General features: G+C 64.0%; 14 protein-coding genes. 9 read left to right on the top strand and 5 right to left on the bottom strand.

The window, feature by feature from the left end; all coding sequences use genetic code 11:
* The first annotated feature begins 178 nt into the window (after positions 1-178).
* From FFY45_RS21035 to FFY45_RS21025, 3 genes are all read left to right on the top strand, one after another.
* A complete protein-coding gene (locus tag FFY45_RS21035; RefSeq protein WP_176341914.1) occupies positions 179-4,273 on the top strand; it encodes a CHASE domain-containing protein in 4,095 nt (1,364 codons plus the stop codon).
* Positions 4,274-4,306: 33 nt separating this feature from the next.
* Positions 4,307-5,299 (top strand): response regulator, encoded by a 993-nt coding sequence (locus FFY45_RS21030; protein WP_176341913.1) that lies wholly within the window; start codon positions 4,307-4,309, stop codon positions 5,297-5,299.
* A 606-nt stretch (positions 5,300-5,905) separates the two neighbouring features.
* The gene (locus tag FFY45_RS21025) at positions 5,906-7,336 is read left to right on the top strand and encodes a DHA2 family efflux MFS transporter permease subunit (protein ID WP_176341912.1); all 1,431 of its coding nucleotides are present in this window, start codon (positions 5,906-5,908) and stop codon (positions 7,334-7,336) included.
* Positions 7,337-7,398: 62 nt separating this feature from the next.
* Here FFY45_RS21025 and FFY45_RS21020 read toward each other — a convergent pair whose 3' ends face one another.
* The 4 genes from FFY45_RS21020 to FFY45_RS21005 form a co-directional block, all read right to left on the bottom strand.
* Positions 7,399-7,818 carry a hypothetical protein gene (locus FFY45_RS21020; RefSeq protein WP_176341911.1) on the bottom strand — a complete coding sequence of 140 codons (420 nt, stop codon included), beginning with the start codon at positions 7,816-7,818 and terminating at the stop codon, positions 7,399-7,401.
* The gene (gene acuI / locus FFY45_RS21015; RefSeq protein WP_176341910.1) at positions 7,815-8,801 is read right to left on the bottom strand and encodes an acrylyl-CoA reductase (NADPH); all 987 of its coding nucleotides are present in this window, start codon (positions 8,799-8,801) and stop codon (positions 7,815-7,817) included. The genes FFY45_RS21020 and acuI overlap by 4 nt, the downstream gene beginning before the upstream one ends.
* 115 nt (positions 8,802-8,916) lie before the next feature.
* A complete protein-coding gene (locus tag FFY45_RS21010; RefSeq protein WP_176341909.1) occupies positions 8,917-9,771 on the bottom strand; it encodes an oxidoreductase in 855 nt (284 codons plus the stop codon).
* Positions 9,772-9,865: 94 nt separating this feature from the next.
* Complete coding sequence (locus FFY45_RS21005) at positions 9,866-10,441, bottom strand: TetR/AcrR family transcriptional regulator (RefSeq protein WP_176341908.1); 576 nt, start codon at positions 10,439-10,441, stop codon at positions 9,866-9,868.
* A 132-nt stretch (positions 10,442-10,573) separates the two neighbouring features.
* On the opposite strand from FFY45_RS21005, the gene FFY45_RS21000 reads away from it, so the two are divergent.
* From FFY45_RS21000 to FFY45_RS20990, 3 genes are all read left to right on the top strand, one after another.
* Positions 10,574-11,656: an alkene reductase gene (locus tag FFY45_RS21000; protein ID WP_176341907.1), complete on the top strand. Its 1,083-nt coding sequence runs from the start codon at positions 10,574-10,576 to the stop codon at positions 11,654-11,656.
* A gap of 50 nt (positions 11,657-11,706) precedes the next feature.
* Positions 11,707-12,495, top strand: a complete 789-nt coding sequence (locus FFY45_RS20995) for an SDR family NAD(P)-dependent oxidoreductase (RefSeq protein ID WP_176341906.1) — start codon at positions 11,707-11,709, stop codon at positions 12,493-12,495.
* A gap of 83 nt (positions 12,496-12,578) precedes the next feature.
* Positions 12,579-13,727, top strand: coding sequence for an NADP-dependent oxidoreductase (locus tag FFY45_RS20990; protein ID WP_306432100.1), 1,149 nt, complete (start codon positions 12,579-12,581; stop codon positions 13,725-13,727).
* A 681-nt stretch (positions 13,728-14,408) separates the two neighbouring features.
* Here FFY45_RS20990 and FFY45_RS20985 read toward each other — a convergent pair.
* The gene (locus tag FFY45_RS20985) at positions 14,409-19,418 is read right to left on the bottom strand and encodes an NAD-glutamate dehydrogenase (RefSeq protein WP_176341905.1); all 5,010 of its coding nucleotides are present in this window, start codon (positions 19,416-19,418) and stop codon (positions 14,409-14,411) included.
* 288 nt (positions 19,419-19,706) lie between these two features.
* On the opposite strand from FFY45_RS20985, the gene FFY45_RS20980 reads away from it, so the two are divergent.
* From FFY45_RS20980 to FFY45_RS20970, 3 genes are read left to right on the top strand one after another with little or no spacing between them, the layout of a single operon-like run.
* Positions 19,707-20,366: a TetR/AcrR family transcriptional regulator gene (locus FFY45_RS20980; RefSeq protein WP_176341904.1), complete on the top strand. Its 660-nt coding sequence runs from the start codon at positions 19,707-19,709 to the stop codon at positions 20,364-20,366.
* Positions 20,367-20,380: 14 nt separating this feature from the next.
* On the top strand, positions 20,381-21,697 hold the full coding sequence (locus FFY45_RS20975) for an efflux RND transporter periplasmic adaptor subunit (RefSeq protein ID WP_176341903.1): 1,317 nt from the start codon (positions 20,381-20,383) through the stop codon (positions 21,695-21,697).
* Positions 21,698-21,709: 12 nt separating this feature from the next.
* Positions 21,710-24,880 (top strand): multidrug efflux RND transporter permease subunit, encoded by a 3,171-nt coding sequence (locus FFY45_RS20970; RefSeq protein WP_176341902.1) that lies wholly within the window; start codon positions 21,710-21,712, stop codon positions 24,878-24,880.
* Positions 24,881-25,390: the final 510 nt, after the last annotated feature.

Here is a 25,390-nt window from a genome sequence, read left to right as displayed (position 1 = left end):
ACTGCTGCCCAATCACGGCCAGCCGCTGACGGCCACCTATTATTTGCCGGCCACCAATGGCGCGTTGCAGCACAAGGGGAGTGCTGCACGGACTGGATCATCTTCAAGCGGTACCACGAGGCCGACCTCGCCGTCGGCCAGGACACTGGGCACGCAACAGCAAGGCAAAGGAAACAAGATGCCGAATGGCCGCTGGGATCTGCGCAGGAAGTACGGGCGCCGTACCTCGATCGGTGCACTGCTGATTCTCACCGCAGGTTTGATCGCCGCCATCCTGACCGGGCTTGCGGTGCATCGGCATAACGAACTCGAGCGTGAGCAGCGTTTCAACGATGTGGTGCGCAACCTGTCGCGCAACATCAGCGAGCGCATGTATACCTTCGAACATGGCTTGCGCGGCGCACGCGGCGCGGTGATCGGCGCAGGCAGCGGGCTCATCAGTCGCGATCGCTTCACGCAGTACAGCCGCTCGCGCGATTATTCGCGCGAGTTTCCCGGTGTGCTGGGTTACGGCTATATCCATCGCGTGGCGCCCGCCGACGAAGCGGCCTTTCTGCAGGCTGCGCGTGCCGACGGTGCGCCCGATATCCATCGTCGCCCATTGGCGCCCTGGGATGGCGAACGTTTCATGGTGCTGTATTTCGAACCCGAATCCTCGGGCAACCGGCCGCTCGGGTTGGACATCGCCTCCGAGCCGCGCCGGCGTGCCGCTGCCTTGCAGGCATCGCGCAGCGGTGAGCCAATCATGACCTCGCCGGTCTCGCTGTCGGGGTATCGCATTCCCAGCGAAAGCGGATTTCTGGTGTTGCTCGCGGTCTATCGCGAAGGCATGCCGCTGCAGACGCCGCAACAACGCATGCTTGCGACCACCGGCTGGGTCTACGCGCCTTTCAGCGTCGAACAGATGGTGCAAAGCACCCTGGGCGAACGCGACGACGTTGCGCTGGATCTGTCCGACAAGAACGAGCCGACCCACACGTTCTATCGCAGCGGCACGCCGTCGAGCGACAGTGCGCGTCGTCCGCCGATTGTCCAGTTGCTGCCGATCTATGGGCGCACCTGGATCATCACCGCCCACCCCACTGCCAGCTTTCTCGCCTCGCTCCATCAGACCTCGCCGTGGTTGATGGGCAGCCTGGTGATGGGTGGCTCGGTGCTGTTCGCCGCGCTGCTCTGGCTGTATTTCAGCAACGGATTGCGCCGCGAAGAAGTGCTGCGCAAACAGATGGAACTGGCTGCACTGGTCAGCAACTCCAGCGAAGCGATCGTTGCCGAAACCCCGGATGGACGCATCACGCACTGGAATCCGGCTGCCGAGACGATGTTCGGTTACAGCTCGGAAGAGGCGATCGGCCGCACCTTGGCAACGCTGTTGTTGCCGCAACCGTATGCGGTCCCGGAAGTCGAACACCCCGACGAGCCACATCCGGTGATGACCTCTGCAGCGCAGATCATGCGCCACCGCGATAGCCACGCAGTCTATGTACTGGCCAGCAAGGCGCCGATCCTCGAAGGCGACGACACCCTCACCGGGCATTCGCATTTCTTCCGCGACATCTCCGAGCGGGTACGCTCGCACCAGCGCATCGTCGAACTCAATGCATCGCTCGAACACCAGGTGGCCGAGCGCACCAGCGAGCTGGTGAAATTCTCCGCGCTGCAGCGCGCGATTCTGGCGCATGCCGGTTACGCCATCATCGCCACCGATTCCAGCGGCTTTGTCACGCTGTTCAACCCAGCCGCGGAAAAACTGCTGGGTTACAAGGCCGAAGAGGTGATCGGCCGGCGCAAGGCCAGCCAGTTTATCGAGCCGGAAGAACTGCAGGAGCGCGCGCACATGCTGGCCGACCAAACCGGCACACCGGTGGCGCACACCTTGGAAGCGGTGGCCGCGCTGACCAGCCTCGGCCGCAGCGACACCAGCGAATGGACCTACGTCAGTCACGAAGGCCGTCACCTACCGGTGTTGCTCACGCTGAGCACCTTGCGCGACGACAACGATCAGGTGATCGGCTACCTGGGCGTGGCGGTGGATCTCACCGAGCAGAAACTGCACGAAAAACAGCTGCGTCTGGCGATGGACGCGGCCAAGAGCGCCAACCAGTCCAAGTCCGATTTCCTGGCCAACATGAGCCACGAAATCCGCACCCCGATGAATGCCATCCTGGGCATGCTGTATCTGCTTCAACGCAGCGAGCTGCCTGTTGCGGCGCTGGACATGGTCGCCAAGATCGATCGGTCTGCACGCTCGCTGCTGGAGATCATCAACGACATCCTGGATTTTTCCAAGATCGAAGCCGGGCGCATCGATCTGGAACGCGCACCGTTCGACCTCAACCAGCTGTTCGACAATATCGCCGACCTGATGCGTTCTTCGCTCAGCGCCAAGCCGGTGGAAATGATTGTCGAACCGTTGCCGCGCGACAGCCGCTGGCTGCTCGGCGATGCACTGCGCATCAATCAGGTGCTGGTCAATCTGGTCGGCAATGCGATCAAGTTCACCGAACAGGGCGAGGTGGTGCTGTCGGTGCGGCGCTTCCCCAGTGGCGACCCGAACAAGCTCAAGCTGTTGTTCTCGGTACGCGACACCGGCATCGGCATTTCCAAGGAAAAGCAGAGCCTGATCTTTTCGCCGTTTCTGCAAGCCGACACCTCCACCAGCCGGCGTTACGGCGGCAGCGGCCTGGGCCTGACCATCAGCCGACGCTTGATCGAATTGATGGGCGGCGAACTGGAAGTGGAAAGCGTGCCCGGCCGGGGCAGCGAATTCTATTTTGTGGTGACGCTGGAAAAATCCGCACCGCCGCAGGCACAGCGCGAGTTGCCGACGTTGCCGTTGGAGTCCATGCCACGCGTCCTGATCGCCGACGACCACGATGCGGCGCTCAACAATCTGGTGCGTATCGCCACCGAACTCGGCTGGCGTGTGGATGCGGTGGCCAACGGCCAGGCCGCGTTGCAGGCGATCGAACAGGCCAGCGAGCCCTACGACATCTTCCTGCTCGACTGGCGCATGCCCGATATCGATGGCGTGGCGATCGCGCGCCAGATACGCGCACGTGCAACACCCGGCCCGCATCCGGTCATCGTGATGGTCACCGCGTACGAGCGCCGCCTGCTGGAGCAACATCCCGAGCAACAGGGTCTGGATGCGGTGATGACCAAACCGGTGACCAGTGCAGCGCTGCATCGTCTGGTGGAACAACTGTTCGAAGGGCGCGCCGCTGCGCGCGCCGCCACACCCGCCTTCGTCGCACGCCGGCTGGAAGGCGCACATCTGTTGCTGGTGGACGACAGCGAGATCAACTGCGAAGTGGCACAACGCATTCTCGAAGGCGAAGGCGCCATGGTCACCGTGGCGCACGATGGCGAGCAGGCCATCAACACGCTCAAGCGCGCGCCGGATCTTTTTCATCTGGTGCTGATGGATGTGCAGATGCCGGTAGTGGACGGCTATGAAGCCACGCGACGGCTGCGGCAGATCCCTGCCCTGGCCAGTCTGCCGGTGATTGCGCTCACGGCCGGTGCGTTTCGCCCGCAACAGGAAAAAGCACTGGAAGCCGGCATGAACGGTTTCATCGCCAAGCCCTTCAACGTGGAGGAACTGATCGCTGCCATCCGCCATTTCCTGCAGCCTGCACTGCACCGCATTCCCGCGCTTGCCCCGCAGGCCGAGCTGCACGCCGGCCCTGAGTGGCAACACGCCGATTCGGAGCTATTGGATGCGGCGCGCGCACGCAGCCTGTGGCGCGAACGCGAGCCGTATGCGCGCTATCTGCTCAAACTGCTACGCGACAATCCGGACCCGGCCGAAACCGCCGCCGAGCATCTGCGCAACAACGAACTGGCCGCCATCGGTGCGCTGGCGCACAAGCTGCGCGGCGCAGCAGGGTCGCTGGCATTACCAGCGCTGGCGGGTGCCGCCGGCGATCTGGAAAACCGCATCAATGAAGGCCACGACCTCACCTCTGCGTTGACTGCGCTCAAAGACACCATGCAGCGCACCGCCACCGCGATCCATGCCTTCCTGCAAGACAGCGAGGGCGACGAAGTCATTGTCGACGATGGTCTCGCACTGGACGACGACAGCGTGCAGATCCTGCAGGCGGCGTTTGCCAGCGACGATGCCGACAAGATCGACCACGCGTTGCTGATCTGCACGCCGCAGTTGCCGGGTAACTTGCTGCAGGAACTGCAACGCGCCATCGAGGATTTCGACTTCCGTCGCGCCGAAGCCACGTTGCGCGACTGGCAGGCCACTCACTTCCGCTGACCTCCGCCCGCGCCGGTTCGCAAGGATCCATCCATGTCGTCCCGTCCACTGCTCTGCGTCGACGACGAATCCAGCAACCTGGCGACCCTGCGCCAGCTGCTGCGAGACGATTTCCCGTTGGTCTTCGCCAAATCCGGCGGCGAGGCGCTGGATGCGGTCAGCCGCCACGCACCGGCCCTCATACTGCTGGATGTCGAATTGCCCGACATGGATGGATATGCGGTGGCGCGCACGCTCAAGCAGCAACCTTCCAGCACTACCATCCCGATCCTGTTCGTGACCTCGCGCAGCAGCGAGCAGGACGAACGCGCGGGGCTGGAAGCGGGCGCGGCCGATTACGTCAGCAAGCCCTACTCGCCCGCGCTGCTCAAGGCGCGTATCGCCACCCAACTGAAGCTGGCAGAAAATGCGCGCCTGGCACAGCAGTACCGCGATGCGATCCATCTGCTCGGCACCGCCGGCCAGGGACAGGACGCCGACACCGGCGCGCATATCTGGCGCATGGCTGTGTATGCGCGCGTGCTGGCCGAAACAGTCGGTTGGTCCACGCAACAAGCGCAGCTGCTGCAGGACGCCGCGCCCCTGCACGATGCCGGCAAGATCGCCGTACCCGGCAGCATCCTGCACAAGCCCGATGCGCTGGACGAACACGAGCGCTCGGTGGTGCTGCAGCATCCGCAGATCGGGCACGATTTGCTGCGTCACGGCCGCGGCCCGGTGTTTCAACTGGCCGCCGAAATCGCGCTGCATCATCACGAATGCTGGGACGGCAGCGGCTACCCCAAGGGGTTGGCCGGCGATGCCATTCCCGAATCCGCGCGCATCGTGGCGGTGGCCGACGTCTTCGACGCACTGTGCGGGCGGCGCGCCTACAAGGCCCCATGGACGGTGGAAGACGCGGTGCGCAAGCTGGAAAGCATGGCCGGCAAACAACTGGAACCGCGCCTGGTGCAGCATTTCCGCGAGGCCTTGCCGCAGATCCTGCAGATCAAGGACGCCTGGGACGGCCCGGCTGTACAGCGTTGATTTGAAGTTGGCTGTCTTCCGCCGCACCCTCACCCCAACCCCTCTCCCGGAGGGAGAGGGGCTTTGCGATCCCTTCTCCCATCGGGAGAAGGTGGCGCGCAGCGCCGGATGAGGGTACGGAATACGCGCTGTGTTGGCGCGGAAGGTTTGAGTTGGTCGAGTGGTGATCCGGGCGATCTGAAGCGAGCGATCAGAGTCGGCTGTCTTCCGCCGCACCCTCACCCCAACCCCTCTCCCGCAGGGAGAGGGACTCTGGATCCTTCTCCCATCGGGAGAAGGTGGCGCGTAGCGCCGGATGAGGGTACAGGCAGCTCGGGGACGACCGGCCGACAATTCATCACTTCGCGCCTCCTACATCGCCATCGCGCGCTCCTACGTCACTATCAGCCGCCTTTGCAGCCAAACTCTGCATCAACGCCGACACTCCACCCACCACCCAGACCACCACATCTAAATCAACACACACGCACTGTTACCCACCTGCGCTTGAACCCCGCTCCATAGCGGCGGACAATACCCATGTTGCGCCGCACAACACCGTGCGACGCAGGCCGATCCGGTTGCCGTCTGCGGCGCCAGCGATGCGACCCCGCAACCGAGAGTCCGATGTCCTCCAGCGTGTCCGAGGCAGGCGTCACGCCGCCGCCGCGTTATCCCGATTACCGCATCATCTCGCTGATCCTGGCCTGCGCCATTTTCATGGAGCAGATGGACGCCACCGTGCTGGCGACCGCGCTGCCGACCCTGGCGCGCGATTTCGGCGTCGCTGCGCCGGCCATGAGCATCGCCATGACCAGCTATCTGCTGGCGTTGGCGGTGCTGATTCCGGCCAGCGGTGCCATCGCCGACCGCTTCGGCCTGCGTCGCGTCTTCGGTGCATCGATCTGGGTGTTCGTCGGCGGCTCGATCCTGTGTTCGCTGGCCGACAGCCTGCCCACCATGGTCGCCGCGCGCGTGCTGCAAGGCGCCGGTGGCGCGATGATGGCCCCGCTCGGCCGGCTGATCCTGTTGCGCACGGTCGAGCGCCGGCACCTGGTGTCGGCGATGGCCTGGACGCTGGTGCCGGCCTTTATCGGCCCGATGCTCGGCCCACCGCTGGGCGGATTTTTCGTCTCGTATCTGGATTGGCGCTGGATCTTCTACATCAACGTGCCGATCGGCATTGCCGGCTTTTTGCTGGTGCGGCGTTTCATTCCGGAGATTCCCAGCGAATCGACTCCCGCGCGCTTCGATCTGCGCGGTTTCGTGCTGTGCGGCACCGCGTTGGGCTGTTTGTTGTTCGGCCTGGAAATGGTCAGCCAGGAAAACGGCATCGGCAAGGCGAGCTGGCTGCTGGCGATCGGCGGCGGCGCGGCACTGGGATATCTGTGGCATGCGCGCCATCACCCTGCCCCGCTGCTGGATCTGAGCTTGCTGCGGATCGATTCGTTCCGGCTGTCGGTGATCGGCGGCGCGCTGATGCGCATCACCCAGGGCGCGCATCCGTTCCTGCTGCCGCTGCTGTTCCAGATCAGTTTCGGCATGAGCGCCGCGCACAGCGGGCGCCTGATTCTGGCTACCGCACTCGGCGCGCTGCTGATGCGCAGCATCACCCCGCAGTTGCTGCGCCGCTTCGGCTATCGCAACAGCCTGATCGGCAACGGCGTGCTCGCCAGCCTGGGCTATATGGTGTGCGCCTTTTTCCGGCCAGATTGGCCGCACGCCCTGATGTTCGGGCTATTGCTGTGCTGCGGCGCCTTCATGTCGTTCCAGTTCGCCGCCTACAACACCATCGCCTACGAAAACGTCCCCGCCTCGCGCATGAGCCGCGCCAGCAGCCTGTACACCACCTTGCAGCAGCTGATGCTCTCGGTGGGCGTGTGCGCAGGCGCGATGATCCTGAAACTGGCGATGCTGGCCGGCGATCATATCCAGCCGCAGCAACGCGATTTCTCGCTGGCGTTCTGCGTGGTCAGCCTGATCTCGCTCAGCGCCACCTGGTGGCATCTGCGCTTCGACAAGCATGCCGGGCAGGAAATGAGCGGGCACCGGGCTTAGTGCGTGTTACGAACGTGGTTTGCCTGACAACACCCCACCGGGTGTTGTCAGGCATGCATTCATTACGCGTTCTTGTTTCGGCGCTGTGCGGCATCGGCACGTGTCACCAGCAGGAACGCCAGCGGAAAGCCGACTTCGATCGCGACCGCCGAGAAGATGCCTGCGTTGACGTGCCCGGCGGCCCACTCCGCAACGCCCAGCACTGCCAGCAGCAGACACGCGGTGACGAAGCCCGCGATCACGGCCCGGCGCCCCGGCGACGGCGGCGCATTTCTCACCAGGACCAGCATGACGCCGATAGCGGCATACAGCGGCGCAGCGCGGCGGCCGACCAGGCCCAGCGCATTGCTGTCGAATGCGACGCCCCAGTTGGCCAGCATGGTCGCAGGCGCAAGCAACCAGGCGGCGCCCAAGGCGAAAAGCAACAACGCCGATAACGTGGCCAGGGTGCGGAACGCACGTGACGCGGTGGGCGTGCTCATGCGTTCACGTCCACCACGGTGCGCCCCTGCACCTTGCCTTCCAAGAGCTGGACGGCACTCTGCGGCACCTCGGCAAGGCCGATGGTGTGGGTTGTCGTTGCGAGCTTGCCCAGATCCAGATCACGCGCCAGACGCGACCATGCCTGCACGCGCGCGGCTTGCGGCGCGTTGACCGAATCGATGCCGGCCAGCGTGACATTGCGCAGGATGAAAGGCAGCACCGATGCCGGCAGTTGAACGCCTTGCGCCATGCCGAAGGCGGTGACGACGCCGCGATATTGCGTCTGCGCCAGCGCGTTTGCCAGCGTATGGCTGCCCACCGCATCCACCACACCGGCCCAGCGTTCCTTGCCGATCGGCGAACCGGGTTCGGACAAGCTGGCGCGATCGATGATCTCGGCGGCGCCCAGGCTGTGCAGATACTCGGCCTGCTCCAGGCGACCGGTGGAGGCGACCACGCGATAGCCCAGGCCCGAGAGCAAGGCAATGGCGACCGAACCGGCACCGCCATTTGCGCCGGTGACCAGGATGTCGCCGCGTTCGGGTGTCAGCCCGCCGTGTTCCAGTGCCAGCACCGCCAGCATGGCGGTGTAGCCGGCGGTACCGATCGCCATCGCATCGCGCGTGGAAAATGCGTCCGGAATCTTGACCAACCAGTCGCCAGGCACCCGTGCCTTCTGCGCGTAGCCGCCATGGTGGGTCTGACTCAATCCCCAGCCATTGGCCAGCACCCGGTCTCCAACCGCAATGCCCGGAGACGTGGACGCTTCGACCACGCCGGCAAAGTCGATGCCAGGAATCAGCGGGAACTGACGAATGATCGGGCCCCGCCCGGTCACCGCCAGTGCGTCCTTGTAGTTGACGGTCGAGTAGTCGATGGCAACCGTGACATCGCCCGGCATCAGGTCGTCTTCGTTGAACTGGACCACGGTGGTAGCAACCATCTCGCTGGTTTGATTCGCCAGCAACGCGTTGAAGGTCATTGCCTTCTCCTGTTCGGATCGAGGCCGCGCGCGTTATCGCGCCGCGGCGGTATATCGGCAACGGCACGCAGTCGCTGCGACTGCCGTTGCTGGTCTATGCAGCGTCTGACAAAACTTATCTGGCGTGCGTGGGTGTCTTGGCATCAACAGACGTCTTCGCATCCAGGTGCAGATTCTTGCGAATCAGCGCCTGGAACACGCCTGCCGGTGCAAACCGCCGCAACAACTGCAGTTGTCCGGCGATCTTGCCCGCGGTGTAGCGCACCCTGGGGTGCTGGGCGCGGGCCGCCTTCACCACCACGTCGGCCACCACGGATGGCTCGTCTGCAATCGCCATCGCCTGCGCCACCACTTTTCCAACTTCCGCTCGAACCTGCCGATAGGTTTCCAGCGGCGCGTCGGGGGCCAGATTGTTCGCCTCGAACTGGGTCTTGGTGTAGGCCGGTTCGATGACCGTAACCCGGATCCCGTAGCTGCGCAGCTCGTGGTCCACCGCTTCGGAATACCCCTCCACTGCGTGTTTGCTGGCGGCATACAGCGCCGCATACGGTGTGGGCACCAAACCAATGATCGAGCCGATATTGATGATGCGGCCACTGCCCTGGCGGCGCATATGCGGCACCACCGCACGCGTCATCCGCACAACGCCCAGGAAATTGGTGTCGAGAATGGCCTTGGCCTGCTCGATCGAGCTTTCTTCCGCCGCTGCGGGAGACACGCCGAAACCGGCGTTATTGACCAGCAGGTCGATGCGCCCCTCCAGCCGCAACAGTTCCTGGATGGCCGCATCCACGGACTCATCGCTGGTCACATCCAGCGCCAGCAGCTTGAAGGCGCGCTGCCCGGATTGCGCGCCGCGACGGCTGGTGCCGTACACCGTATAGCCGGCGGCGGCCAACGCTTCGGCACTAGCTTCGCCAATGCCGGAGGATGCGCCGGTCACCAGCGCAACAGGGGATTTGTTTGTCATGGGAATTCCTAAAGTGAGTGACAGGCGCAGGTGTTTGACGATCAAAAACCGCGCGGGATGCGGATCCACGTGTGTCGGGATGCGCGTGTGTCGGTTAGTTGGATGGTTGCAACGACGACAGGATCTGGTCGCGAGACACCGCGATGATTTCGTCGGCCAGTGGCGAATCGTCCGGGCACGACCGCGACAGCACGATGGCGCCGATGGCGTGCGCCATCATGTCCAGGTTGCCGGCGCGCTCAGCCGCTGCCTCGGCAGTGCCGGGCGCAGCCCCGCTGCGGTCGAGCGCAGCCAGCAGGTTTTCGACCCCGGCCGCAAACGCTTCGCGCACTTCCTCCGGCTGACGCGCGGCATCGGCGCCCAGCGCAGCCATCGTGCAACCGGTAGCGGGGCTGTCGCGGTGTCCGCGCGACAGATAGAACTTCACGAAATCCGTCTTGTCCGCGTGCTCGGTCTGCGCGGCGATGTTGGCCAGCCCGCAGGCCGCCGATTCGGCCATCAGGTCCGCTTTGGAACGGAACTGCTTATAGAAGCCGCCGTGCGTGAAGCCTGCGGCGGCCATCAGATCGGCAATGCCGATCCCTTCGTAGCCACGCTCGCGAAACAGCACCGAGGCCGTCTCGACGACGTGCGCCCGGTTCGCTTGTGCCTGTGCCTTGGTCACTTTCATCGTTGGGACACTCCGTGCTTGTGCGGGACTGGGGAGAGCGACAGCGTACATTGATGTTGTTCGTCATCAAAGTGTTGACATCTTAGATTTTGATCGTAATCTTTGTCAACCACTGATTTCTGAGCACCGCCAATGACCCACTCTTCGCTGTTCGAGCCCTATGCCCTGGGCACCCTGACCCTGGCCAATCGCATCGTCATGGCCCCGCTGACCCGCAACCGGGCCGGCGCCGGCCTGGCACCCACTGCCCTGACTGCGACCTATTACGCCCAGCGCGCCTCGGCCGGCCTGCTCATCACCGAGGCCACCCAGATATCGCCGCAGGCCCAGGGCTATCAAGACACTCCCGGCGTGTACACGCCCGAGCAGATCGCCGGCTGGCGCGCCGTCACCGACGCCGTGCATGCCAAGGGCGGGCGCATCTTCGTGCAGCTCTGGCATGTGGGCCGCGTGTCGCATGTCGACCTTCAGCCCGGCGGCGCGGCACCTATCGCGCCCTCGGCCATCCGTGCGGCGACCAAGGTGTTCGTCAACAACGGCTTTGCCGATGTCTCCGAGCCACGCGCGCTGGAGCTCGACGAACTGCCGGGCATCGTCAACGACTTCCGCCAGGCGGCGGCCAATGCGATTGCGGCCGGTTTCGACGGTGTCGAAATTCACGGTGCCAACGGCTATCTGCTGGAGCAGTTCATCAAGGACGGCGCCAATCAGCGCACCGATGCCTATGGCGGCTCGATCGAAAACCGCGCACGCCTGTTGCTGGAAGTGGTGGCCGCCGTAAGCAAGGACATCGGCGCCGATCGCACTGGCGTGCGCATCTCGCCGGTATCGCCGGCAAGCGGCATTTCCGGCAGCGATCCGCAGCCGCAATACGACTACATCGCCGAGCAACTTGATGCGCTGGGCATCGTGTATCTGCATGTAGTGGAAGGTGCGACCGGCGGCCCGCGCGATGTGGCCCCGTTCGACTATGCCTCGCTGCGCAGCAGGTTCAAACGCACTTACCTGGCCAACAACGGCTATGACCTGGAGCTGGCCAATACGCAGCTTGGCGCAGGCAACGCCGACCTGTTCGCCTTCGGCCGGCCGTTCATCAGCAACCCCGATCTGGTCGAACGTCTGCAAACCGGCGCGGCGCTGGCGCCGTTGAATCCGGCCACGCTCTACGGCGGTGGCGCCGAGGGCTACATCGATTATCCGACGCTCACCGGCTGAGGCTCTCGCGCCTTCGCACCTGTCGCACCTCTCTCATCAAGGAACGTTTCATGACCACACTTCCCGCTGTTCTCATCACTGGCGCTTCCACCGGTATCGGCGCTGTCTATGCCGAGCGCTTCGCACAACGCGGCCACAATCTTGTGCTTGTCGCACGCGACAAGCCGCGCCTGGACACACTGGCGGCACGTTTGCGTGACACACATGGCGTCAACGTCGACGTGCTGCAGGCCGACCTGACCCAGCCCGCCGATCTGACCGCAGTGGAAACCCGCCTGCGCGACGATGCGCAGATCGGCATCCTGATCAACAACGCCGGCGTGGCGCAGTCCGGCGGTGTGTTGCAGCAAACCGCAGAGACGATCGAACGCCTGATCACGCTCAACATCACCGCGTTGACCCGGCTTGCCGCCGCTGTGGCGCCGCGCTTTGCGCAGTCCGGCAGCGGTGCCATCGTCAATCTCGGCTCGGTGGTGGGTCTGGCGCCCGAATTCGGCATGACCGTCTATGGCGCCACCAAGGCGTTCGTGCTGTTCCTGTCGCAGGGTCTGCACCTGGAGCTGGGAGCCAAGGGTGTGTACGTGCAGGCAGTGCTGCCGGCAGGCACGCGCACCGAGATCTGGGAGCGTGCCGGTATCGACGTCAACACGCTCAACGACTTGATGGACGTTAACGAACTGGTCGACGCCGCGCTGGTCGGCTTCGATCGCCGCGAACTGGTCACCATCCCGCCGCTGCATGTGGCCGAACGTTGGGATGCACTGGATGGCGCGCGCCAGGGTTTGCTGTCGGACATTCGCCAGGCGAACGCGGCCGAGCGCTATCAGCCAAGCGCCTGAGGTTTCATCCTTTGCCATGCCTGCATTGGTCGCCTTCGCGACCAGTGCGGGCATCTAGGTGAGGATTTACGCATCTGCGTGTCTTGGCGCCACTCCACAGATCCAATCGATTCAAACGGCTCACATCGCGGTCAAGCTGCACCCACCGATTTGCCAGCGCAACAGGTGAAGGCGGCCGGGACTCGCAGACGCCCGGCCACTCACACACAACCGCATTGGACTCGAACCACATGAAAGCACTGACCTTCAAACGCTATGGGAAATCGCCCGACATCGGCTTCAGCGAGTTGCCGCGTCCGACAGTGAAACCCAATGAGTTGCTGGTCGAGGTGCACGCCGCTGGCGTGAACCCGATCGACAACATGATTCCCACCGGGATCTTCAAGCCCGTGGTGAAGTTCGACTTGCCCGCCACGCTGGGCAGCGACGTGGCCGGGATCGTCGTCGAGGTCGGCAGCCGCGTCACCCGCTTCAAGAAAGGCGATGCGATTTTTGCCAGCGTGTTCGATCTGGGCCGCGGAACGCTCGCCGACTACGTCGCGGTCCCGGAAAGCGCCGCAGCGCTGAAGCCGGCCAACCTGGATTTTGTGCAGGCAGCCTCGGTGCCAATGGTCGCACTCACGTCCTGGCAGGCCTTGCAAGAACGCGCTGCCCTGCAGCCAGGCCAGAAGGTCTTCATTCCTGCCGGCTCCGGCGGCATCGGCACCTTTGCGATCCAGCTTGCAAAACACTTCGGCGCCAGCGTGGGCACCACCACCAGCACCGGCAACGTCGCACTGGTGAACAGCCTCGGCGCAGACGAGGTGGTCGACTACAAGCAGCAGGAATTCGAGACCGTCCTGCGCGGATACGACGTCGTGCTTGGCACCATCCGGGGCGATACGATCGAAAAATCCCTCGGCATTCTCAAGCCAGGCGGCAAGATCGTGTCGCTGGTCGGGCCACTGGATGAAGCCTTCGCGCGCGCGCGCCGGTTGAATGTCGTGCTGCAATTCGTCTTCGCCATGATGAGCCGCAAGATCATCCGTCTAGCGAACAAGCACAACGTCGCCTACACCTTTCTGTTCGTGCGCCTCGATGGCACGCAACTGGCCAAGATCGGCGAATTGCTCGAAGCCGAACGCATCCGCCCGGTCATCGACAAGGTGTTTGCGTTCGCGCAAGCGAAGGAAGCATTGGACTATCTTGCGCAGGGCCGTGCCAAGGGCAAGGTGGTCGTCAAGATCAAGTAAGAAGCCGGATGCAGATCCTTCGGCCCAGGTGCCGTACAAGAAAGCCGTACAACATAAGCCGGCCGTAGCACTGTTTCAGCGATCGTGCGCAACACGTGCACATGCCGTCTCTGAGTAAGGCCACACCTACCCTTCTATCCTTCGCAACGATTTGCCAGTCACTTCAACACCGTGAGATCTCGGTGGTCTTGTCGTGATTGGTCGGAGCGGATGGATCGGTGTAGGGCGGCTGGTCTTTGGTTTGGCTGCAGGGCCCTTGCCCGCCCACCGTCGCGGGACACGCCGCAAGTACGTCCTTTTACGCGGCATCCATGCCGCGTAAGGTCCCGCGACGGTGGGCGGGCAAGGACCAATCGAGAGCGTCGGTGTGCATGGTTGCAAGCAGTGCAATACGCGCGTTTTTTGGATGACGGCGCGTCCGATCAGCGTCGCAACGCGAACGAATAACAGGCAGGCTTTCAACGAAGCGACCTACGAACGTTCTGGTGCGGTGTCCTCACCGCTTGCGGGACCGTATGGCGGCATGGATGCCGCCACCGAGCCTACATGGACGTACTTGCGGCGTGTCCCGCAAGCGGTGAGGGCACCGCGCCCTCGACTCACCAGGAAACGACGTTGCCGACTGATTCCAATGAGGATGATGACGAAGCAATCGCTCCGCCATCACCTCGCTGCACACCGTTACATCCCGTGCGCAGCCAACTGCCCGAGTCGCTGCACCGCCACCGATACGGTCGGGTAGTCCAGGGTCTTCTGTTCGGCCACATCGGCCAGCATGGCCAGGGTGAAGCGCAGGCTCGAATCGTCGCGTGCCAGCCAGTTGGCTACCTTGTCCTCTGCACTGCTGCCGGGCATGGTCAACACCTGGCCCACCAGCGCGCGTTGATGCGCAGCCAGCTCGTCGCGCAATACACCACGTGCCACCGCGTGCCAGCGGCCGTTGACCTCCAGCGCGTCGATCTGCTCGAACAACCACGGCAAACGCAGCGCTTCGCCCAGGCGGAAATGCACCTTGGAGACTTCCACCGGCTTGAGCTTGCGGGTGCGTGCGGTTTCGATGATGTCGAACGCCGGTTCCAGATAGCGCAGCTCGGACAACTGTTGCGCCAGTTGCGGCGGCAAGCCCTTCTCCTGCCACTCCTGCACGCTGCCTTCGTACTGCGGGCGCTGCGTATCGGAGAGCACACCGGAAGCGACACGGATGTCGTTGAACGGGCCGTGGTAACGCTCCACCGCCGCCGTGATGCCCGGCATCTGGCCCGGACGCAACAGCAACCAACGCACGAACGAGCGTTGCAGGCGCCAGATCACTTCCAGTGCATCGATCTGCACCGACTCGGGCACCTTGCCGTCCAGCGCATCGATCTGCGTCCACAGCGCGCGCGCATCCAGCGTTTCGCGGCTGATGGTGTAGGCCTTGGCGACCTCGCCGATGCTACGGCCGGTGTCTTCCTGCATGCGCATCAGGAAGGTGGCGCCCATGCGGTTGATGGTGGTGTTGGTCACCGCAGTGGCGATGATTTCGCGCTTGAGGCGGTGCCGTTCCATCGCATCGGCGTACTTCTTCTGCAGCGGCTGCGGGAAGTAACGCTGCAATTCCTTGGACAGATACGGGTCTTCGGGAATATCCGATTCCAGCAACTGCTGGAACGCCACCAGCTTGGAATACGACAACAGCACCGACAGCTCCGGCCGCGACAAGCCCTGCCCGCGCGCCTTGCGTGCGGACAGTTCCGCATCGGAGGGCAGGAACTCGATCTGGCGATCGAGCAGGCCCTGCAGTTCCAGCGTGCGGATGAAGTGCTGCTTGGAGCCGAGGCGCTTGACGCTCATCCGCTCCATCAGACTGATCGCCTGGTTCTGGCGATAGTTGTCCCACAGCACCAGGTCGGCCACTTCGTCGGTCATCGAGGCGAGCAGCGTGTTGCGCGCGTCGTAGGTGAGCTTCTTGGCCTGCACCATGTCGTTGAGCAGGATCTTGATGTTCACCTCGTGATCGGAGGTGTCCACGCCGGCCGAGTTGTCGATGAAGTCGGTATTGAGCAGCACGCCGGTCTGCGCGGCCTCGATCCGACCGAGCTGGGTCAGGCCCAGGTTGCCGCCCTCGCCCACCACCTTGCAGCGCAACTCGCCGCCATTGACGCGCAGTCCGTTGTTGGCGCGATCGCCCACATCGGCGTGCGATTCGCTGGAGGCTTTGACATAGGTGCCGATACCGCCGTTCCAGAACAGATCCACCGGCGCCTTGAGAATGGCGTTCATCAGTTCGTTCGGCGAGAGCTGCTTGACGTTGGATTCCAGGCCCAAGGCTTCGCGCACCGGCGCGCTGATGTCGATCGACTTCAAGGTGCGCGGATAGATGCCACCACCGGCGCTGATCAGCTTGGCCTCGTAATCGGCCCAGCTGGACCGCGGCAGTTTGAACAGGCGCTCGCGCTCGGCGAACGAGGCGGCTGCATCCGGATTGGGATCCAGGAAGATATGCCGGTGATCGAACGCGGCCAGCAGACGGATATGCCGCGACAACAACATGCCATTGCCGAACACGTCGCCAGACATGTCGCCGATGCCGACCACGCTGAATTCCTGGCTCTGGCAGTCGCGCCCCATCGCACGGAAGTGGCGTTTGACCGACTCCCACGCGCCGCGCGCGGTAATGCCCATGCCCTTGTGGTCGTAACCGACCGAGCCGCCGGAGGCGAACGCATCGCCCATCCAGAACCCGTGATCCAGCGCCAACCCGTTGGCGATGTCGGAGAACGTGGCGGTGCCCTTGTCGGCAGCGACCACCAGATACGGGTCGTCCTGGTCGTGACGCACCACCTGCGGCGGCGGCACGATCTTGCCGCCGACGATGTTGTCGGTGATGTCGAGCAGGCTCTGGATAAACAGCTTGTAGCAGGCGATGCCTTCGGCCTGCACGGCATCGCGGTCGCCGCCCACCGGCGAGCGCTTGACGTAGAAACCGCCCTTGGCGCCGACCGGCACGATGACCGTGTTCTTGACCATCTGCGCCTTGACCAGCCCCAGCACCTCGGTGCGGAAATCTTCGCGACGGTCCGACCAACGCAGGCCGCCACGCGCCACCGCGCCGAAGCGCAGGTGCACACCTTCCACACGCGGGCTGTAGACGAAGATTTCGCGGTACGGACGCGGCTTGGGCAGATCCGGCACGATCGCCGAATCCAGCTTGAAGCTGATGCAATGGCCGTGCTTGCCGCTCTTGTCGGTCTGGTAATAGTTGGTGCGCAGCGTGGCATCGATCACGTCGATGAAGCTGCGCAGGATGCGGTCTTCGTCCAGGCTGGAGACGCGGTCCATCAACTTCAGCAGCGTGGCACGCGTGGCCTCCTGCTGCGCGGCGCGGTCGCTGCCACGTGCCTGCAGCACCGGCTCCAAGGCCTTGAGCGTGACTTCGTCGCCAGCAGCGAACACCGACAGTTCCTCGCGCAGACGTTCCTGGCCGGCGAAGATCTGCGCCTTGGTTTCCTTGCCGGTGGATGGGTCGAAGCGCGCTTCGAACAATTCCACCAACAAGCGCGCCAGCAGCGGGTAACGGGTGAACGTCGCCTCGACATAGGCTTGCGAAAACGGCACCGCAGTCTGCAGCAGATACTTGCAATAGCCGCGCAGCAGCGCGACCTGGCGCCAATGCAGGCCGGCGGCCAGAATCAGACGATTGAAGCCGTCGTTTTCGGCATCGCCATTCCAGATGCGTTCGAAGGCTTCGCCAAAGCCGGCATCGGCGTGGGCCGCATTGATCTTGCCGGCGGTCGATTCAACCTCGAAATCCTGGATATACACCGGCGTGTCGCCAACCTGCAGCCGGTACGGCCGCTCGGAGATCACCCGCAGGCCCATGTTCTCCATCATCGGCATCGCATCGGACAACGGAATGTCGTCGAGCTGGCGATACAGCTTCAGGCGCAGGCCTTCGCCGGCATCCAGACGCATGCCGTCATCGCGGCGGATTTCCTGCAGGCTCAGATGCAGGTCGTCCGGGCCGTCCAGCGTGGCCAGATGCTCAACGTCGGACACAGCCGATTCGATCGAGGAATCTTCGATATAGCCAGCCGGCAACGCACGGCCGAAGTTGGCCGCCATGCGCAAACCATTGGCTTCGCCATGCCGCGCCACCAGCGCCTCGCGCAAGGCATCGCGCCAGTTGCGCAGCAGATGCGCCAGCCGCGATTCGAGTTCGGTGGTGTTGAATTCCAGCGCCTCGCCACTCTTGGGCCGCACGATCAGATGCAGCTGCGCCAGCGGCGACTCGCCCAGCACCACGCTGGAGTCGATGTACTCGCCATGCAGCGCATCTTTCAACAACGCTTCGATGCGCAGGCGCACATCGGTGTTGAAACGCTCGCGCGGGATATACACCAGCGCGGAAATGAAGCGGCTGTACTTGTCGCGGCGCAGGAACATGCGGCTACGCACGCGCTCCTGCAGACCGAGAATGCCGATCGCGGTGCGATACAACTCTTCTTCGTTGGACTGAAACAGCTCCTCGCGCGGCAGCGTTTCCAGGATGTGCCGCAGCGCCTTGCCGCTGTGGCTGCTCGGGGTCAGCCCGGACTTGCTCATCACGTATTCGTGGCGCTGACGCACCAGCGGAATTTCCCACGGACGGCGGTTGTAGGCGCTGGAGGTGAACAGGCCCAGGAAGCGCTGTTCGCCCACGATGCGGCCCTTGGCATCGAACTCCAGGACGCCGATGTAATCCATGTAGCCAACCCGATGCACGCGCGAGCGCGCATTGGTCTTGGTCAGGATCAGCGCGTCCTTGAGCTTGGACGAGGTATTCAAACCGTGCGCTGCCAGCGTGGTCACCGGGCGCGCCGGCGAGGTGTCGTGGCCGCGCATCAGGCCAAGCCCGGTCTCTTCCACCGGCGCCAGCACGTCCTGGCCGTCCTGCTTCTCGACGCGGTATTCGCGATAGCCGAAGAAGGTGAAGTGGTCGGCCGAGGCCCAGCGCAGGAATTCCTGCGCCTCGTGGCGGCTGATGTCGTCCATCGGCAAGCGCCGGCTGGCCAGGTCGTCGGCCAGCATCACCATCTTTTCGCGCATCGCGGCCCAGTCGTGCACGATCGCGCGCACTTCGGCCAGCACCTTGCGCACCGCCGCTTCCACCTTGGGCATTTCTTCGGCGGGCTGGCGGTCGATCTCCAGCACCATCAACGATTCGCTCTTGCCCTCGCCCACCGCGGTCAGCTTGCCGGCCTTGTCGCGCGCGATGCGCAGCACCGGGTGGCCGAGCACGTGCACGCCGATGCCCAGGTCCGACAGCGTCATGCTCACCGAGTCCACCAGGAAAGGCATGTCGTCGTTGACGATCTGCAACAGCGTGTGCGGCGACTCGTAACCGTGGCTCTTCAAGGTCGGGTTGAACACCCGCACGTTGACCGTGCCGGCCTTGCGCGTGCGTGCAAATTCCAGCATGTCCGCCGCCAGCGCCGCCCACTGCTCGGGCGGATGGTTGGGGAACTCGTCCTCTTCCATGCGGCGATAGAAGCCGGCTGCGAACAGCTGCACTTCGGCCTGGCGGGCCGCCGGGTAGCGCTTGCGCAATGCGGCAAACACCGGCTCCAGAACGACCGCCTGCGGTGCGCCGGCAAGCACGGGGACGGCACGTTCGGCGACCGGCTTGGTCGGCGTCGTGAACGATTTCGAAGCGGCTTTCTTGGCTGTCATGAGAGAGCTGGGATGCTCGGTGGAAAACCTGAATTGTACCGATGCGCGATGACGACGCCTTGCTGCATAGCGCAAATCCTCAGCCGTCAGTCGGCGCGCGCAGGCTGCAAAAACATTACCGCTGTGTAGTTTCCCCGCAGAGGTGCAATGCGCACTGGCGCAGGTGGCAGCTGGACCGCCAGATCTGGCAAAGTCCGGTCAGGTGCTTGTCGCACAAGGGCTTGCGCAGACCAAACTGCGACCGTCAAGTCTTTTTAAAAACTAAACTGGACGGTATAGTCTACCGCCATGACCCCCCGTTCCCACCGTGCTGCCCGGCGCTCGGACTGCGATCGCCGCATCCATGCGGCTGTGCATGCGCTGCTCGCCGAGCGCGGCATGCGGCTGAGCATGGACGCGGTGGCCGAGCGCGCCGGCTGCTCAAAGCAGACGCTCTACAGTTATTACGGTTGTAAAGAAAACCTGCTGCGCGATGTCCTTCAGGACCATGTGCATCTGGCCACCGTGCCGCTGGGTACCGCCTCGGGCGAGTTGCGCGAGGATCTGCTGGCCTTCGCGCTGGCCCATCTGGATCGCCTGAACCGCCCCGATGTGGTACAGACCTGTCGGTTGGTGGAAGCCGAGTCGCACCGGTTTCCCGATCAGTCGCAGCAGATCTTCCATGACGGGGTGGTCGGCATGCAGCAGCGCCTGGCGCATCGCTTCGAGCAGGCGATGGATGCCGGCCAGCTGCGCCATGACGATCCGCACTTCATGGCCGAACTGCTGTTGAGCATGATCGTCGGTCTGGATTTCGATCGGCAACGCTTTCAGGTTCCCCATCGCGCCGGCCTCCCCGCCAGGCAGCAGTGGGCGCAATTCGCTGTCGACACCTTCCTGCGCGCGTTCGCCGCGGCCGCTGCCACGCCTTCGCTGTCCCCGCTTTCCTTTCTCGCTTCAAGACCCTAACGGAGTTCCTCCTGATGATTGCCCCGCTCCGCACACTCGGCCTGGCTTGTGCCATCACCGTGGCGCTCGCTGCCTGCAGCAAGCCCGAACAACAACAGGCGCCGCCGCCGCCGGAAGTGTCGGTGCTGGGAATGCAGCCGCAGACCCTGCCGCTGGAACGCGACCTGGTGGGCCGCCTGTCGGCGTACCGCTCGGCCGACGTGCGCGCGCGCGTGGACGGTGTGGTGCTCAAGCGCCTGTACACCGAAGGCACCGACGTCAAGGAAGGCCAGCGCTTGTTCGAAATCGACCCGATGCCGCTGCGCGCCACGCTGCTGCAGGCCCAGGGCCAGCTGGCCGCCGCCGAGGCAACCTATGCCAACGCCCAGATCGCCGCCAAGCGCGCGCGCAGCCTGGCACCGCAGCAATACGTCTCGCGTGCCGATATCGACAACGCCGAAGCCACCGAGCGCTCGTCGCGCGCCAACGTGCAGCAGGCACGTGGCACGGTGGAGTCCGCCCGCATCCAGCTCAGCTTCGCCAGCGTCACCTCGCCGATCACCGGCCGCGCCGGTATTCAGCGCGTCACCGAAGGTGCGCTGGTCGGCTCCGGTGAAGCGACCTTGCTGACCACGGTCGACCAGATCGACCCGCTGTATGTGAACTTTGCGATGAGCAGCGAAGAACTCGCCGCACTGCGCCAGGCGCAGAGCAGCGGTAATGTGCAGCTCAGCGGCGATGGCAAATCCACCATCAATGTGGAATTGGGCAACGGCACGCAGTATCCGCATCCGGGTACCTTGGACGTCTCGGCGGTCACGGTCGACCCGAGCACCGGTGCGGTGTCGCTGCGTGCGACCCTGCCCAACCCGGAGCAGGCACTGTTGCCGGGTGCGTTCGTGACCTTCAAGGCCAGCCTGGGCCAGCGCAACAACGCGTATCTGGTCCCGCAGCAGGGCTTGCAACGTGACGCCCTGGGCGCCTTCGTGCTGGTGCTGGGCAAGGACGGCAAGGTAGCGCGCAAGAACCTCACCGTCGATGGCCAGCAAAAGGGCCAGTGGATCGTCACCGGCGGCGTGGCCCCCGGCGACCAGGTCATCGTCGATGGCGTGCAGAAGGCGAAGGAAGGCCAGCCGGCCAAGGGCGTTGCGTGGAATCCGAACAAGCCGGCGCAAGGCGGCCAGCCAGGTGCGCCAGGTGCGGCTCCGGCCGCAGCGCAGGGCGGCGACGCACAGGCCGCACAGGCCGCACCGGCAGCCGACAAGGCCGATGCAGCCGCACCCGCGGCGCAGCAGCAGCCCAAGCCGGATGCGGCGGCGCAGCCGGCCGACTCCCAGTCCAAGCAGCAGTGACGGAAACCGGACATGCCTAAGTTTTTTATTGAACACCCGATCTTTGCCTGGGTGGTGGCGATCCTGATCTCGCTTGCGGGCGTGATCTCGATCCTGAATCTGGGTATCGAGTCGTACCCCACGATCGCCCCGCCGCAGGTCACCGTCACCGCCAACTTCCCCGGCGCCAGCGCCGATACCTCCGAGAAAGCGGTGACCCAGGTCATCGAGCAGCAGCTCACCGGTATCGACCACCTGCTGTACTTCAACTCGTCCTCGGCCGCCAACGGCCGCGTCACCATCACCCTGACCTTCGAAACCGGCACCGACCCGGATATCGCACAGGTGCAGGTGCAGAACAAGGTGTCGCTGGCCACGCCGCGTCTGCCCTCGGAAGTCACCCAGCAGGGTGTGGTGGTGGCCAAGGCCAACGCCGGCTTCCTGATGGTGGCCGCGTTGCGCTCGGACAACCCGTCGATCGACCGCGATGCGCTCAACGACATCGTCGGTTCACGCGTGCTCGAGCAGATCTCGCGCGTGCCCGGCGTGGGCAGCACCAACCAGTTCGGCGCCGAGTACGCGATGAACATCTGGTTGAACCCGGAGAAGCTGCAGGGCTACAACCTGTCGGCCAGCCAGGTGCTGACTGCGGTGCGTAACCAGAACGTGCAGTTCGCTGCCGGTTCGGTCGGCGCCGACCCGACCCCGGAAGGCATCAGCTTCACCGCCACCGTCTCGGCGGAAGGCCGCTTCAGCTCGCCGGACCAGTTCGAAAACATCATCCTGCGCACCGACAACAACGGTGCCACGGTGCGCTTGAAGGATGTCGCGCGGGTCACCGTGGGGCCGAGCAACTACGGCTTCGACACCCAGTACAACGGCAAGCCCACCGGTGCGTTCGGTATCCAGCTGTTGCCCGGCGCCAACGCACTGAATGTGTCCGAAGCGGTCGGTGCCAAGCTCGACGAACTGCAGCCGACCTTCCCGCAGGGCGTGACCTGGTTTGCGCCATACGAGTCGACCACCTTCGTGCGCATTTCCATCGAGGAAGTGATCCACACGCTGGTGGAAGCCATTGTGCTGGTGTTCCTGGTGATGCTGCTGTTCCTGCAGAACTTCCGCGCCACCGTGATTCCCACGCTGGTGATTCCGGTCGCGCTGCTGGGCACGTTCTTCGGCATGTACATGATCGGCTTCACCATCAACCAGCTGACGCTGTTTGCGATGGTGCTGGCGATCGGCATCGTGGTGGATGACGCGATCGTGGTGATCGAGAACGTCGAACGCATCATGAGCGAGGAACATCTGGAGCCCAAGGCGGCCACGCAGAAGGCGATGACCCAGATCACCGGCGCGGTGGTGGCCATTACCGTGGTGCTGGCAGCAGTCTTCATTCCCTCCTCGCTGCAACCCGGCGCCTCGGGCGCGATCTACAAGCAGTTCGCGCTGACCATCGCCATGTCGATGGGTTTCTCCGCGTTCCTGGCGTTGAGCTTCACCCCGGCGCTGTGCGGCGCGTTCCTCAAGTCGACCCATTCGACCAAGAAGAACTGGATCTACCGCACCTTCGACAAGTACTACGACAAGCTGGCGCATCGCTATGTGGGCGTGGTCGGCAATACCCTGAAGCACTCGCCACCGTGGATGATTGTGTTCGTGGTGCTGGTGGTGTTGTGCGGCTTCCTGTTTACGCGCATGCCGGGCAGCTTCCTGCCGGAAGAAGATCAGGGCTTTGCGTTGGCCATCGTGCAGTTGCCGCCGGGCGCCACCAAGATCCGCACCAACGAGACCTTTGCGCAGATGCGTGCGGTACTGGAGAAGCAGCCGGCCGTGGAAGGCATGCTGCAGATCGCCGGCTTCAGCTTCTTGGGTTCAGGCGAAAACGTGGGTATGGGCTTTATCCGGCTCAAGCCGTGGGAAGACCGCGATGTGACCGCAGAGGAGTTGATCAAGCAGCTCAACGGCATGTTCTACGGCATCAAGGGCGCACAGATCTTTGTGGTCAACCTGCCCACCGTGCAGGGCCTTGGCCAGTTCGGCGGCTTCGACATGTGGCTGCAGGACCGCTCCGGCGCAGGCCAGCAAGCCCTGACCCAGGCGCGCAATATCGTGCTGGGCAAGGCGGCGGAAAAGCAGGACACCATGGTGGGCGTGCGCCCGAACGGGCTGGAAGACGCGCCGCAACTGCAGCTGTCGGTGGACCGTGTGCAGGCGCAGTCGATGGGCCTGGAAGTCAGCGATATCTACAGCTCGATCCAGCTGATGCTGGCGCCTGTGTACATCAACGACTACTTCTCCGAAGGCCGCATCAAGCGCGTCAACATCCGTGCCGACGACCAGTTCCGTACCGGCCCCGAGTCGCTGCGCAGCTTCTTCAGCCCCAGTGCGACAGCCGTCGGTGCCGATGGGCAGCCGGGAATGATTCCGCTGAGCAATGTGGTCAAGGCCGATTGGACCTACGCCTCGCCGGCACTGAACCGCTACAACGGCTATTCGGCGGTGAACATCGTCGGTAACCCGGCTCCGGGCGGCAGTTCCGGCCAGGCGATGACGGCAATGGAAGAGATCGTCAACAACGATCTGCCGCCAGGCTTCGGCTTCGACTGGAGCGGCATGTCGTACCAGGAAATCATCGCCGGTAACGCGGCCACGCTGTTGCTCGCGTTGTCGGTGGTGGTGGTATTCCTGTGCCTGGCCGCACTGTATGAAAGCTGGTCGATTCCGGTGGCGGTACTGATGGTGGTGCCGATCGGTGTGTTGGGTGCAATTGTCTTCTCGATGCTGCGTGGCCTGCCCAACGATCTGTACTTCAAGATCGGCATGATCACGGTGATCGGTCTGGCGGCGAAGAACGCGATCCTGATCGTGGAATTCGCAGTGGAGCAGCGGGCAGCGGGCAAGACCCTGCGCGAGGCGACAATGGAAGCGGCACACCTGCGCTTCCGCCCGATTCTGATGACCTCGTTCGCCTTCATCCTGGGCGTGCTGCCGCTGGCCATCTCGACCGGTGCCGGCGCCAACTCGCGTCACTCCATCGGTACCGGCGTGATCGGCGGCATGGTGTTCGCCACCGTGCTCGGCGTGATCTTCATCCCGCTGTTCTTCGTGGTGGTGCGCCGCATGCTGGGCGACAAGCTGGACGAGCAGTCCAAGGAATACGTCGCGGCACAGGGCGACGCTGGATCGCATCGTCCGGATCGCTGAGTCAGGCGTTCGCTGTAAACCAAAAAGCCCCGGCACTGCCGGGGCTTTTTTTGTGTGCTGTAGCGACGAAACGCGATACCCCGTTTTTGTGTGCGCAGCAACGAAACGCGATGCCCGGTAGGGCCACCTGGGCGCGATGGGGCTTTACCGGCTCAGCGTATCGAAGCGGTTCGACAGTGCGAATAGGTCAGTTGTAGAGCGGCTGATCTGCGGCTTGGCTGCAGGGCCCTTGCCCGCCCACCATCGCGGGACACGCCGCAAGTACGTCCGTGTAGGCTCTTACGCGGCATCCATGCCGCGTAAGGTCCCGCGACGGTGGGCGGGCAAGGACCAGTCGAGATGGTCGGTGTGCATAGCTTTCAATAAAACAACCAGCAAACTTTCTGGTGCGGTGTCCTCGCCGATTGCGGGACCGTGTGGCGGCATGGATGCCGCCACCGAGCCTCCACGGACGGATTCACGGCGTGTCCCGCGAGCGGTGAGGGCACCGCGCCCTCGACCAACCAGGCT

Origin of the sequence: Xanthomonas hortorum, assembly GCF_011305375.1 — a bacterium.
Classification (GTDB): domain Bacteria; phylum Pseudomonadota; class Gammaproteobacteria; order Xanthomonadales; family Xanthomonadaceae; genus Xanthomonas; species Xanthomonas hortorum_E.
The sequence above is the reverse complement of the archived record's forward strand: the minus strand, read 5'-3'. Positions and strand labels throughout refer to the sequence as shown.